Genomic DNA, 12,968 nt, shown 5'->3' with positions numbered 1-12,968 from the left:
ACTCCTAAATCAAGTTCTTTGCGGACAGGAAGTCAACGATCTTCTTCGCTGCGTCCTGCGGGTTGGGCTCCGAAATAACTTCGCCGGCGGTGCGCGGTGGGCGCTTCTCAGCGGCCGACACGGAGGTTGTCGGCGCGATGGCCTCGATGCCCAGATCAGCCAGGGTGAAGGTGGTGATTTCCGCCTTCTTAGCTGCCATAAGACCCTTGAAGTTGGGGAATCGTGGCTTGTCGCTCTTATCGTTCACCGTAACGATCGCTGGCAGCGGCGCCTCGAGTTCCCAGGTGCCGCGCGCATCATCGCGGGTGCCCTGCAGAGTGCCGTCAGCTAGCTCTACCTTGTGCAGGCCGGTAAGGGCCGGCAGCTGGCGGTATTCGGCGAGCAGGCCGGCAAGCAGGCCGGTGGAGGCGTCGGAAGCTTCGGTGCCGGCGGTGATCAGCTGGACGTCGTCAAGCTGATTGAGCGCAGCATTGAGGGTCCAAGCGGTCGATAGCGCGTCCGCTCCGGCCAAGGAAACATCGGAGACGAGCACGGCATCGTCGGCGCCCATAGCCAAAGCCTTACGCAGTGCCTCGTCGGCCTGGGCCGGCCCCATCGTCAGTGCTACGACTTTGTAGCCCGCATCGGGGTTATTGTCGCGCAGTCGCAGGGCTTGTTCCACGGAGTACTCATTAACCTCATCAATGACGTTATCCACGGAAGTGCGATCCAGGGTGTGGTCATCGTTCAAAGACTTGGTAGACCACGTATCCGGCACGTGTTTGACCAGAGCCACGATAGTTGGCATTGGGCACTCACCTTTCCGATATATTTATGTTGCGTAATTATCCTCGGACGATGATACTCGGGGTTGACACAGCAAGGCGATTCCCTGTGAGCCAATTCGCGTAATGATGACCGCAAAAGGTTTCTTTCCCTTCAGCTTCATCTTCTTCCGCAGCTGGTCAGGGTCCACTTCTACCCCGCGTACGAGGATTTCGAGACTTCCCGCGTCATAGGATTTAAGTACGGATTTTAATCTCTTTAGGGGGACTTTTTCTATGAATGGAAATCCCGAAGTTCCCTCGGGAATCCGCTCGCCCGTTAGATACGCGATGCGCGGATCGATTTGGTGAAGCCCTTCCCGTGCCGCGTAATGCTGAACCAAACCAGCGCGAACGATGGCTCCATCGGGGTCAATGAGATAGCTCCCGATATCTCCGGCCTCAGGCAGGTTGCTTTCTTGGTCATCTAGGACATCTAGCTTGTGTCCGCGAATCATTACTGCCCTTCGGCCGGTTCCTAAGCCTTGGGTATAAAGGCAGGCTTCTTTTACTGCCCCATCCACGCTCGCGACGGTGACAAGGCCGCTCCATTCGCTGAAATCCAGACCCGGTGCGCACTTGATGGCCAATTCCTTGTCGCGTTGCTTGTCGACGACCTCTGGGAGCGGCGGCACCAAATCCTCCGGCCGCGTGATTCTTCTACCACCGGCCCGACGCGCGGGGTCCGCTAAAAGGACCTCGGCAGTCGTAGTTGTTGTGAGCGCATCCGCCCGGAAAATCTTGGCCGATGAGAGGTTGTACCGCGCCATTTTCACCCGTGATTCATCCAGATCCGAGCCGAAGTAGTCGAGCGGATTATTATATCCTTCTGTGCCGATGGAACAGGTGATGTCATGGACGCTACCTACTCCCTGTTCCGCCAGAAATGCCGCCCGGTATGCCGCAACCTCGACGGGGGTTGCTTGTTGAGCTGAGTCTGCATCCATTAGCCAGCCACTGGGAAGTTTGCCCGAACTGCGGGCCGTCACCAGCTCCATGACCGCGCGGCCAAACTCGCCGAACTTCTCCTTCAAGATTTCGGTATCTTTGAGCCGCGAAGACTTAGTTAAGGCAAGGTCGAGGCTGGCTATTTCCTCTTGGTGTTCGGCAAGGAAGCTAACTTCTGCGGGGGTATAACTCATATGCGGTCTAAAGGGGTGGTGGAAAAGAATTCTCGGTAGCGGGGATCCTCGCGCGGATCCCCAATGACGGGGCGCAGGTCCGAAAAGGAGGCATCATCTATGACCTCTTGAACCGAGGTATATCTGCTCAGCCTTTGCATCTGCGCCCAAGTGGGAATGACTAGGCGCACCAGCCCGGCGCGCCAGCCGTCCAAGATTAGTTGTGGGGAGAACCATCCAGCATCGTCTGCTTCATCAGTATCCCCATCTGGTTCTTGGCCGGAGGGCAGCACCCCTACGAAGAAAAAGGTATCGAACCAGTGGCTCTTTCCTTTTCCTACCCACCGCGCCCAGGGAAGGAGCATATCGGCGTCGACACGCATGCCGTTATTACTCAGGAACTCAGTAAAGGAAATGGTGTGGTTTTCGAGTAGTTTTCGCTCCTTGTGATAGCGCCGCGCATTGGAGACGATGCCGTCTTCACGGATAGCGAAGAGGGTGCCGGCCTCCTCGAAGAGCTCGCGTGCCGCGGCGAATACAAGGGCATGGGCTTTGTACTTTGTTACGCCCATCCGCCGGGCCAGGGAGATGACGGATTTGCCGGCCCATAGTTCGCCCGAGTCCCAGGAACGCGGTGGAAAGTCGCGAGGGTCTACACCGCCGCCGGGAAACACTGAGTGCCCTGGGTAGTTGTGCATGGTGTGGACGCGCTCTTGAACCCAGACTTCAAGACCGTCGGCGCCATCCCGTAAAAGCAGGACGGTTGCCGCCAAGCGCCCACCGTTGAAACCGGTGGTATCGCTGGCGTCAACGGCATCGATACGGTCATGAAAAGGGTTGGTCATAAAGAAGCTCGGCGGGCGAAGTATCGCTGTCCAATGCGGTCCACCTGAATGGGCTGGTGGAAGGCGCGAGTCAAGTTTTCTGAGGTGAGAACGGAATTAATCAGTCCTTTTGCCACTACCTTACCCTCATCCAGCAGCATGGCGTGGGTGAAACCGTAGGGGATCTCTTCCACGTGGTGGGTGATCATGACAATCGCTGGGGCATCTGGATCCATTGCTAAATCACCGAGATATCCCACCAGGTCTTCGCGACCTCCCAGGTCCATTCCGGCAGAAGGCTCATCCAAGATGAGCAACTCTGGGTTAGTCATGAGAGCGCGGGCGAGGACGACGCGCTTCTTTTCTCCCTCAGACAGGGTTCCCCACGTGCGCTCTTTGAGGTGGGTGGCACCGACCTGTGCCAAAATCTCGTCGGCGCGAGAGAAATCCATGTCTTGGTATTCCTCCCGCCAGCGGCCGAGCACAGCATAGCCGGCAGATACGACAAGATCGTCCACACGTTCATTTTCTGGGATTCGCGATTGCACTGCCGCGGAGGAGATGCCGATGAGTGCGCGCAGATCTCGCATATCAGTTTTGCCAATTTGCTCCCCCATCAAAAAGGCGGTGCCTTTCGAAGGGAACTCTTCGGCCGCGGCCATACGCACTAGCGAGGTCTTGCCCGCACCATTGGGGCCAATAATGACCCAGCGCTCATCGAGTTCTACTTGCCAGTCCACAGGACCGACAAGGGTCTTGCCGCCGCGGCGCAGCTCGACGCCGCGAAAATCTACAAGCCAATCTTGATCAGTGGGAGTTACGTCGTTCACGCCTTCCATTGTGACTGATTTGTTCTTTGCCCGGTGAAATTGACACAGCTGCATTAGTCTTATGGGCATGACTACTCGCCTTGGTATTGATGATGTCCGCCCGCTGATCTCCGCCGGTTCTGCAGCCTCCAAAGCCGTTGTAGGCGAGGTAATTCCTGTCACCGCCCTAGTGTGGCGCGAGGGGCACGACGCGGTCTCTGCCACCTTGTCCGCTTGGGCGGCACGGTCCACGGCTACCTCCTCCGTTACCATGCAGGTCGACCCTAACGATCAGGATCGTGTGCATGGTGTGTTTACCCCCGGCACCCAAGGCACCTGGTATTTTCGTGTCGATGCTTGGTCCAATCCCATAGCTACGTGGAAGAACGCAATAACCAAGAAGATGGCGGCCGGGCAATCCGCTGCCGAATTGGCCAATGACCTCCAGCATGGCGCGGACCTATTTTCTCGCGTGGCGCTGCAGACTCCTTCAGATTTTGTGACGCCCCTCTTTGCTGCCGCACGGGACTTGGAGGATAAGTCCCTAGACGTCGATAAGCGCGTGCAAGTAGCGCTTTCGGACGAGGTTGCAGACATCCTGCACTCGCATCCCCTGCGCGATCTCTTGGTGGAGGGTTCAATCCACGAAGTATATGTGGAGCGTCCAGCCGCGCTCTATAACTCGTGGTACGAGCTTTTCCCGCGTTCCACGGGCGGCTGGGACGAAGAGGGCAATCCTGTTCACGGCACGTTCGAAACCACAGCCAAAGAACTCGAGCGCGTGGCCGATATGGGCTTCGATACGGTGTATTTTCCGCCCATCCATCCCATCGGTGAGGTGCACCGCAAGGGCAAAAATAACTCGGTCGTTGCTGAGCCCGGCGATGTAGGAAGTCCGTGGGCTATCCAGGACCACTCCACCACCCACCCCGACTTGGGCACAATAGAGGATTTCAAGAAGCTGGTCTCTCACGCCGAGGAACTGGGCCTAGAAGTAGCGCTTGATTTCGCGCTGCAGGCATCGCCCGATCACCCGTGGGCCACCAGCCACCCAGAATTTTTCACTGTCCTTCCAGATGGCACCATCGCCTACGCTGAGAACCCACCTAAGAAGTATCAGGATATCTATCCACTCAACTTCGATAACGCGCCGGATGCCATCTATCACGAAATCTATGAAACGCTCATGATTTGGGTAGAAGCAGGGGTAAGCACGTTCCGCGTGGATAACCCTCACACCAAGCCGGCTAACTTCTGGGATTGGTTGATTACCCGCGTACACGCCACCCACCCAGATGTCATCTTCTTGGCAGAGGCCTTTACCCGCGCCCCTCGCCTTTTCGGACTAGCAAAAGCGGGCTTTTCGCAGTCCTATACCTACTTCACCTGGCAGACCACTAAGCATGAGCTTACCCAATTTGGCCAAATGCACGTAGAGCAAGCAGATATCTGCCGCCCCAACCTCTTCGTCAATACGCCGGATATCCTGCATGAATCTTTACAAACCGGGGGGCGCGCCATGTTCGCCATACGCGCTGTCCTCGCTGCCACCATTTCGCCGCTATGGGGCGTGTATTCCGGCTTTGAGCTCTATGAGCACACTCCGGTAGCTCCGGGGTCCGAGGAATATCTCGACTCCGAAAAGTACGAGCTGCGCCCGCGCGATTTTGCTGCTGCGGCAGCGTCTGGTGATTCCCTCGAATCCTATATCCGGCTGCTTAACCAGATACGCCGGAATAACCCCGCATTGCAGCAATTGCGCACCTTGCGTTTCCATGACACCGACAATGAAGCCATCATTGCCTATTCCAAAGCGGATCCGACCACCGGCAACGTCGTCCTCGTCGTGGTTAACCTAGATCCGCGCAATGCGCAGGAAGCTACCGTCACGGTAGATATGCACGCTATCGGTCGCCACCCTGGCGAGTCCTATACCGTCCAGGACACGATCACCGGCTCTGCCTACCACTGGTCCGAGCGCAACTTTGTGCGTTTAGAGCCGCTTCGCGATGTCGCCCATGTCTTCGTTCTCCCCCCTGCCGACCACGCCCTCCAAGAACAGCTCACCTGGCGCAAGGTCACCGACTATCGCCCATAAACATTCGCCCACAGGACTGCACCCAATCTAGGTACTCTGATTGTATGAACATCCCGGCCACTGATCTCGCTCGCCTCAATGACTGCCGCCACCATGACCCCCACGGCTTCTACGGCTGGCACGAAGGTACCGTCCGTACCCGCCAGCCGGGTGCTACCGCGGTACGGCTTCATACCCCCACGCAATCCTTGTCCATGGATTTGGTGGGCGACGACATCTGGGAGGCGGAGGTAGGCGATAACTGCGATTACCGCCTAGAAATCTCCTACCCCGAGGCCCCTATCCGCACCGTGGCTGATGGATATCACTTCCTTCCCACCATCGGCTCGCTGGATCTGCACCTTATCGGCGAAGGCCGCCACGAGCGCCTCTGGGATATCCTTGGTGCTAATCTGCGCTCTTATGACACAGAGATGGGGCCCGTAAGCGGCGTGTCCTTTGCTGTGTGGGCCCCCAATGCCCAAGGTGTAGCCGTCGTGGGCGATTTCTGCGGCTGGAACCCAACCCAATATCCAATGCGCTCGCTCGGCTCTACCGGCGTATGGGAGGTCTTTGTTCCGGGCATCGGTGCTGGCGAGCACTATAAATTCGCCATCTTTAGCCAGGAAGGACGCAAAGACAAGGCCGACCCCTTAGCCAAGCGCACCGCCTGCCCTCCGGAAACTGACTCGATCGTGGATTCCACCAGCTTCGCCTGGTCCGATTCCGCCTGGATGGACAAGCGCACCGGCAACCTCGATGTCCCGATGAGCATCTATGAGGTCCACGTTGGCTCGTGGAAGGTCGGGGCGAATTATAACCGCCTTCGCGAGGAGCTCATTCCTTATCTCAAGGAGCACGGCTTCACCCACGTCGAGCTCTTACCCGTGGCCGAGCACCCCTTCGGCGGATCCTGGGGATACCAAGTCTCCGGCTACTACTCGCCGTCTGCGCGTTGGGGCTCGCCGGATGAATTCCGAGAGCTGGTCAATGCCCTGCACGAGAATGGCATCGGCGTCATCGTGGACTGGGTGCCAGCACACTTCCCCAAGGACGATTGGGCACTCGGCCGCTTTGATGGTCAGGCTCTCTACGAGCATCCCGATCCCCGCCGCGGCGAACAGGCCGATTGGGGAACTTACGTCTTTGATTTTGGCCGCAATGAGGTGCGCAATTTCCTCGTGGCCAACGCCCTGTATTGGGCCGAAGAGTTCCACATTGACGGCCTGCGTGTAGACGCCGTCGCTTCCATGCTTTACCTGGATTATTCCCGCGATGAATGGCTACCGAACCAGTTTGGCGGTCGCGAGAATCTCGAAGCCGTGCAATTTTTGCAGGAGACCAACGCCACCCTCAACCGCACTCATCCAGGCGTACTCACCATCGCTGAAGAATCCACCTCCTGGCCGGGCGTTACCGCCCCAACCGCCGAGAATGGTCTGGGCTTTTCCCTGAAGTGGAATATGGGCTGGATGAATGACACCTTGGAGTACTTCAAGCACGAACCCATCCACCGCTCATATCACCATGGCGAGCTCACCTTCTCCATGGTTTACGCCTATTCTGAGCGCTACGTGTTGCCCTTTAGCCATGACGAGGTAGTTCACGGCAAGGGTTCGCTGTGGCAGCGCATGCCGGGCGACGACTGGAATAAGGCCGCCGGCCTACGCGCGCTCTACGGCTACATGTTCTCTCACCCCGGCAAGAACCTCCTCTTCATGGGCCAGGAATTTGGCCAGACTACCGAGTGGGCCGAGGGACATTCAGTAGACTGGGGCAACCTCGATGGGTGGGGCAACGAATGGCACCGCGGTATCAAGAGGCTCGTGCGCGATATCAACCTCATCTACCGTGGCACCCCAGCTTTGTGGAGCCAAGATTTCAGCCAGGACGGCTTCCAATGGGTCAAGGCCGATGACTCGACGAATAATGTCCTTGGTTACGTCCGCTACGGCGCAGACGGGTCTGCCTTGCTCGCCGTGTGCAACCTTTCGGGTTCTTCCATTCCAAACTACGGCCTCTGGGTTCCGCATGACGGCGAGTGGCAGATGGTGCTCAACACTGATGATGCCGTGTATGAGGGCGCTGGGAATCCGCTTCCCCTGCACATTCACGTGGCGGATAATTCCGTCACGCTTCACCTACCGGCCAACTCGGTGCAGTGGTACGTACTGCAGCGATAGATGCCTATCGCTGCGCGCGTAGGAACTCCACCACGCGCGCTTCAATATCATCGCGAAGCGCATCCATGCGCTCTTCACCCTCCAGACCACGCAGCGAGGGATCCTCGATGTCCCACCGCTGCGCTGGCCCCTCATATGTCGCATCACCAACCACGATGACGTGGTCGACAGCGGCCGCAACGTGGGGATCCACTAGAGCAGGAGTACCAGTCATCTCTGCTCCCACCTTCGCCAGGGAGGCTTTAGCCTCTTGATTGATGCCCTGCTGGGTATGCTCCGGTGTAGTTTGCACTCCAGCCGAGTAGATTTCCCATTCGGGGGCATACTTGGCGGCTAACGCCGCAGCCATCTGCGACTTGCCGCGATTTGTATTGCACAGGAAAAGCACTGAAGTCATGCTTTCCCATCCTACCCAAACTAGTACAGGGCACTCGCCAGCTTGGTGCGTGCTTCCAGGACACGCGGGTCATTGGCGTCGAAGAGGCCGAAAAGCTCTAGCAAGCGTTCTCGGACCTGTGCCTTCTTGTCACCTGCTGTTGCCTTCATCGTTTCAATGAGACGTTCAAATGCTTTCTCCGGTGCTCCCGCCACTACCTCGGCATCCGCAGCACGCATTTGCTTATCGACGTCCTCCTTATCCCCTTCCGCGGCCGCAATCGGATCCTCGGTTTGGTTGGCGGGGTCGAGGCGCTTGAGCAAGACCGTGGTGTCACGCGCCTGCTTGATCTGCACATTATCGGGCTCAGATTCCAAGATGGAGTTGTAGACGTTGAGAGCGCCATCAAAGTCGCCGGCGTTCAAGAAGCTTTCTGCTTCCTGGAGCCGCGGATCCTCTTCTTCCTCCTGTGGCTGTTCCGATGCCTCATTGCCTTGCAAGCCCTTCAGCTGTGGACCAACATTCTGCACCAAGGTATCGACCCATTGCTTTAGGGCTTCTTTGGGTTGCGCGCCCTCAAAATTGGTCAGCGGCTGTCCAGCGCCCAAGGCCACGACTGTCGGCAGATTCTTAACGCCAAAGGCCTGCGCAACCTGCGGAGTAGCATCCGCATCCACGTAAGCAACCAAGAAGCTCAAGTTTCCTTGCGCGGCCAAATCCGCAAGGTCAGTCTTCAACTGCTCCGACTGGGTAGAGCGAGCAGTACCGATGAGGACCACGACCGGAACTTCCGTAGACCGGCGAACCACATCTTGGTCGAAGTTGGCCTCGGTTACCGCGAAGAAGGGTTGGATGCCGCCCGCATTTGCCTGCGGCGACTCCTGTGCCTTTTGCCGGGCCTCGGCTCGCGCCTTGACTTGGCTGAGGTCGAGCGCTCCTCCTACATAAGCATTATTTGGTGAAGTCATCTAGTCCTCCTTTGCAAGGCGGCGATTAACCGCATCTACCTTATCCGTTAGCTGGTTAGTTACGCCTTCGCGAATATCGGCCTTAACCACCAAAGAAGTGCGCGGGGAAACCGCACGCACTGCATCGGTGGCCTTCTTAATCGTGTCAAAGACCTCGTCCCATTCGCCTTCGAGCAAGGTGAACATGGCATTGGTCTCGTTGGGCAGGCCGGATTCGCGGACCACGCGCACGGCCTCGGACACAGCATCGGCCATTTCTTGGGAGTCATTATTGACCACCGCAGGGGCTACAGAAAATGCAACAATCATGCCCGCCAGTCTACCTACGCTCCCAGCAGTGGCGGTGCCAGTGCCGGCGATCGTCGCCCTGGCGGCCCACGTCCCGCGGCCAGGCAACGATGTGTGCCACCCCGGGTGGGATGTTCTGGTTACACCCCGGGCACACGTAATACTTCTGGGCCCGAGCAGAACCGATATGCCGCATGACATAGGGTTCGCCGTGCGTCCAGCTTGGCCCCTCGACCGTTTGCGAGCCGAGGAAAGTTGAGCCGTCCTTAGGCAGGGATCGGATCTCTACGGGTTTGCGCCTATTTCGCCGTGGCATTAGAACAGCCGCAATTCATTCGACTCGAGCCCACGCAGCTCTTGGTAATCCAGTACGACGCACCGAATCCCGCGGTCCTCAGCCAAGGTACGTGCCTGCGGCTTGATTTCCTGGGCCGCGAATACACCGGACACAGGGGCGAGAAGCTCATCGCGGTTAAGCAGCTCCAGATACCGCGTCAGCTGCTCTACGCCATCGATGCCACCCCGGCGCTTTACCTCAATCGCCACATTATTGTTGTTTTCATCCTTCGCCATAATGTCTACGGGGCCGATGGCGGTGGGATATTCGCGGCGCACCAGGGTGTAGCGCTCGCCCAAGGTATCGATCTGATCTGCCAAGAGCTCTTGTAGGTGAGCCTCGACGCCATCCTTGACTAAGCCTGGATCCTCGCCCATGTCATAGGAGATTTCTTCATGAATCTCAGCAATGGTGATGCGCAACTGTTCGCCCTTAGGGTTTTCCACCAGCCACAAGACCTCGCCCGTATCTTCACCGTCGAGGTCCTCAATCGCGGACTCCTTCAGGGTGCACGGGGGTGTCATCCAGTTGAGCGGCTTATAAGCGCGGTCGTCGGCATGCACGGACACGGAACCGTCCGCTTTGACGATGAGCAGGCGGTCTGCCATCGGCAGGTGGGCATCCAAGCGGCCCACGTAATCTACTGAGCATCGGGCGATTACTAAACGCATGCTCTCTACCCTAGCGGGTGGGCCTATCGCTTGGATTGACGGGTAGCGCGCTCGCGCAATTGCCGGAAGTCAAAGCGCTGCTGGCGCTTGGATGGAGCGGCCTCGACCCACGCCCCGAAGGCCATGATGCCGTGGGCGTCGGAAGCCAGCTCGTACTCCCTGCCCTTGACACGAAAGCGAACGACCTCAGTGGCGGCAGACATAAAAGAAGCCTCGGCATCATCGAGCGAGCGGGTGCTTACTACTTCGATGTCGAGGCGGTTGATACGCAGATCACAGCGCGGAGAAACGGAGCGGAGCTTAAAATACTCCACAAATTCGCCTTCATAACGCAACGAACCATGGCGCCAAGAAAGAGAATTTCTAGCGGGTACTCGGCGCAGGAGAACGGAAGTGCCGCGTGCACGCACGGTAAAAAAGCGAAGCGCAGCCAAAAAGATAACCAGCAATAGGGCCACCCCAAGGGCCCACAGAAGCACTGCAACCACTGTTGAATTCATGGGCCTTTCACGCCATCCTCGCTTTGTGGAGAAACTGATTGCTTGAATTGTAGCGCCTTGAAGGTCCTGCACGCCAATAAGAATAGGCAAAGAAAACATGAAGAAGGCGCCCCGGCCATAAACCGGAGCGCCTTAAGAGAGCAGGAAGGGCGGCTATTGCTGCCCTCTCCTACCAATCCAAGGTATTAAGCCTTGGCGCGGCGAACTGCACGCTGTGCGGCCTCGCCACGGGACTTGGTGAGCTCGTGCTCAGAAGCAAAGTCCTTCTGAGCCTTCTCCTCATCCACCTCATCGGACCAAATGGCCCAATCAGCGAGGACGGTGATCTTGTCCTGGGTAACGGAGAGGAAACCACCCTGAACGGCGGCGACGCGGCGCTCGCCGTCCACCGGGTGGATGGTCACCACGCCATTGTCGATCAGCTGACCGATCATTGGCTCGTGACCGGGAAGCACGCCGATCTCACCCTCGGTGGTCTCAGCCGTGACCATGGAGGCCTGTCCAGACCACAGCAGGCGCTCGACAGAAACCAGTTCGGCGGTGATGTCAGCCATGTGCCTCTCCCTACTTCTCGTTCAACTTCTTGTATGCAGCCTCGACGTCGTCCAAGCCACCCAAGCCGTTGAAGGCCTGCTCTGGGTAGTGGTCAAACTCGCCATCGCAGATTCGCTCGAAGGCATCGATGGTCTCAGACAGCGGCACGTAAGAGCCCGGCAGGCCGGTGAACTTCTGTGCGACGAAGAAGTTCTGGCCCAAGAAGCGCTCGATACGGCGGGCACGCTGAACGGTGACCTTATCTTCCTCAGACAGCTCGTCCATACCAAGGATGGCGATGATGTCCTGGAGCTCCTTGTTCTTCTGCAGAATACCGATGACGCGCTGTGCAACCTCGTAGTGCTTCTCGCCAACGATACCCGGCTCGAGGATACGAGAGGTAGAGGTCAGCGGGTTCACTGCTGGGTAAATACCCTTGGAAGCAATAGCACGGTCCAGCTCGGTAGTGGCGTCCAAGTGAGCGAACGTCGTTGCCGGGGCCGGGTCGGTGTAGTCATCGGCAGGAACGTAAACGGCCTGCAGGGACGTAATGGAACGGCCCTTGGTCGAGGTAATGCGCTCCTGCAGAACACCCATCTCATCTGCCAGGGTTGGCTGGTAGCCCACGGCGGAAGGCATACGACCCAGCAGGGTCGAAACCTCAGAGCCGGCCTGGGTGAAGCGGAAGATGTTGTCGATGAACAGCAGCACGTCCTGGTTCTGCACATCGCGGAAGTACTCCGCCATGGTCAGGCCGGACAGAGCCACGCGCATACGGACTCCTGGCGGCTCATCCATCTGGCCGAAGACAAGTGCGGTATCTTGCAGCACGCCCATCTCTTCCATCTCCAGGAAGAGGTCGGTGCCCTCACGGGTGCGCTCGCCGACGCCAGCGAAGACGGAGGTACCGGAGAACTCACGGGCGATACGGGTAATCATCTCCTGAATGAGAACGGTCTTACCCACACCTGCGCCGCCGAACAGGCCAATCTTGCCGCCCTTAACGTACGGGGTCAGCAGGTCAATGACCTTAATGCCGGTCTCCAGAATCTCGGTCTTACCCTCGAGCTGGTCGAACGCTGGCGGTTCGCGGTGGATGCCCCACTGCTCACCATCGCGGCCGAGACCCGGCTCGTCGAGGCAGTCACCGAGGGCGTTGAAGACGTGGCCCTTGACGACGTCGCCGACCGGCACGGAAATTGGCTTTCCGGAGTCGATGACCTCGGCACCGCGGACGAGGCCGTCGGTCGGTGCCATGGAGACGGTACGGACAAGGTTGTCACCGAGGTGCTGAGCGACCTCGAGGGTGACGGTCTTTGCAACAGCTTCGAGCTTAATGTCGACGTGCAGTGCGTTGTACAGGGCCGGCAGTGCCTCACGTGGGAATTCCACGTCCACAACCGGACCGATGACGCGCACGACACGACCGGCGACTGCCGAAGACTGTGCATTCTGCTCTTGCAGAGCTGTAGTCATA

Annotated in this window: 14 protein-coding genes; 2 read left to right on the top strand and 12 right to left on the bottom strand. The window is 58.2% G+C overall.

Annotation, left to right across the window (positions count from 1 at the left end):
- Window positions 1-4: 4 nt before the first annotated feature.
- The 4 genes from MHY08_RS05800 to MHY08_RS05785 are packed head-to-tail and all read right to left on the bottom strand — an operon-like array spanning window position 5 to window position 3,587.
- The gene (locus tag MHY08_RS05800; protein ID WP_239235805.1) at window positions 5-787 is read right to left on the bottom strand and encodes an electron transfer flavoprotein subunit beta/FixA family protein; all 783 of its coding nucleotides are present in this window, start codon (window positions 785-787) and stop codon (window positions 5-7) included.
- Window positions 788-811: 24 nt separating this feature from the next.
- On the bottom strand, window positions 812-1,945 hold the full coding sequence (locus MHY08_RS05795; protein WP_239235803.1) for an SAM-dependent methyltransferase: 1,134 nt from the start codon (window positions 1,943-1,945) through the stop codon (window positions 812-814).
- Entirely contained in the window at window positions 1,942-2,769 is an 828-nt protein-coding gene (locus MHY08_RS05790) for an NUDIX domain-containing protein (RefSeq protein ID WP_239235801.1), read from the bottom strand. Before MHY08_RS05790 ends, MHY08_RS05795 begins: the two co-directional genes overlap by 4 nt.
- Window positions 2,766-3,587, bottom strand: a complete 822-nt coding sequence (locus MHY08_RS05785) for an ABC transporter ATP-binding protein (protein ID WP_049361370.1) — start codon at window positions 3,585-3,587, stop codon at window positions 2,766-2,768. Before MHY08_RS05785 ends, MHY08_RS05790 begins: the two co-directional genes overlap by 4 nt.
- A gap of 58 nt (window positions 3,588-3,645) precedes the next feature.
- On the opposite strand from MHY08_RS05785, the gene MHY08_RS05780 reads away from it, so the two are divergent.
- A complete protein-coding gene (locus tag MHY08_RS05780; RefSeq protein ID WP_239235799.1) occupies window positions 3,646-5,655 on the top strand; it encodes a maltotransferase domain-containing protein in 2,010 nt (669 codons plus the stop codon).
- 44 nt (window positions 5,656-5,699) lie between these two features.
- On the top strand, window positions 5,700-7,817 hold the full coding sequence (gene glgB, locus MHY08_RS05775; protein ID WP_239235796.1) for a 1,4-alpha-glucan branching protein GlgB: 2,118 nt from the start codon (window positions 5,700-5,702) through the stop codon (window positions 7,815-7,817).
- A gap of 4 nt (window positions 7,818-7,821) precedes the next feature.
- Here the strand turns inward: glgB and MHY08_RS05770 are convergent, their stop codons facing one another.
- From MHY08_RS05770 to atpD, 8 genes are all read right to left on the bottom strand, one after another.
- Window positions 7,822-8,214, bottom strand: coding sequence for a low molecular weight phosphatase family protein (locus tag MHY08_RS05770; RefSeq protein WP_239235795.1), 393 nt, complete (start codon window positions 8,212-8,214; stop codon window positions 7,822-7,824).
- Window positions 8,215-8,234: 20 nt separating this feature from the next.
- Complete coding sequence (locus tag MHY08_RS05765; protein ID WP_239235794.1) at window positions 8,235-9,161, bottom strand: tetratricopeptide repeat protein; 927 nt, start codon at window positions 9,159-9,161, stop codon at window positions 8,235-8,237.
- Window positions 9,162-9,470 (bottom strand): thiamine-binding protein, encoded by a 309-nt coding sequence (locus MHY08_RS05760; RefSeq protein ID WP_005323373.1) that lies wholly within the window; start codon window positions 9,468-9,470, stop codon window positions 9,162-9,164.
- A gap of 10 nt (window positions 9,471-9,480) precedes the next feature.
- Window positions 9,481-9,765, bottom strand: a complete 285-nt coding sequence (locus MHY08_RS05755) for a hypothetical protein (protein ID WP_234447200.1) — start codon at window positions 9,763-9,765, stop codon at window positions 9,481-9,483.
- Complete coding sequence (gene nucS, locus MHY08_RS05750) at window positions 9,765-10,457, bottom strand: endonuclease NucS (protein ID WP_179386385.1); 693 nt, start codon at window positions 10,455-10,457, stop codon at window positions 9,765-9,767. Before nucS ends, MHY08_RS05755 begins: the two co-directional genes overlap by 1 nt.
- A gap of 23 nt (window positions 10,458-10,480) precedes the next feature.
- Window positions 10,481-10,957 (bottom strand): DUF2550 domain-containing protein, encoded by a 477-nt coding sequence (locus tag MHY08_RS05745; RefSeq protein ID WP_239235793.1) that lies wholly within the window; start codon window positions 10,955-10,957, stop codon window positions 10,481-10,483.
- Window positions 10,958-11,142: 185 nt separating this feature from the next.
- On the bottom strand, window positions 11,143-11,511 hold the full coding sequence (locus MHY08_RS05740; RefSeq protein ID WP_238801023.1) for a F0F1 ATP synthase subunit epsilon: 369 nt from the start codon (window positions 11,509-11,511) through the stop codon (window positions 11,143-11,145).
- Window positions 11,512-11,521: 10 nt separating this feature from the next.
- The gene (gene atpD, locus MHY08_RS05735) at window positions 11,522-12,967 is read right to left on the bottom strand and encodes a F0F1 ATP synthase subunit beta (protein WP_049361377.1); all 1,446 of its coding nucleotides are present in this window, start codon (window positions 12,965-12,967) and stop codon (window positions 11,522-11,524) included.
- Window position 12,968 lies beyond the last annotated feature (1 nt).

The organism is Corynebacterium sp. ACRPJ (assembly GCF_022347345.1).
Lineage (GTDB): Bacteria > Actinomycetota > Actinomycetes > Mycobacteriales > Mycobacteriaceae > Corynebacterium > Corynebacterium tuberculostearicum_D.
This window is presented reverse-complemented; position numbering and strand designations above follow the sequence as displayed.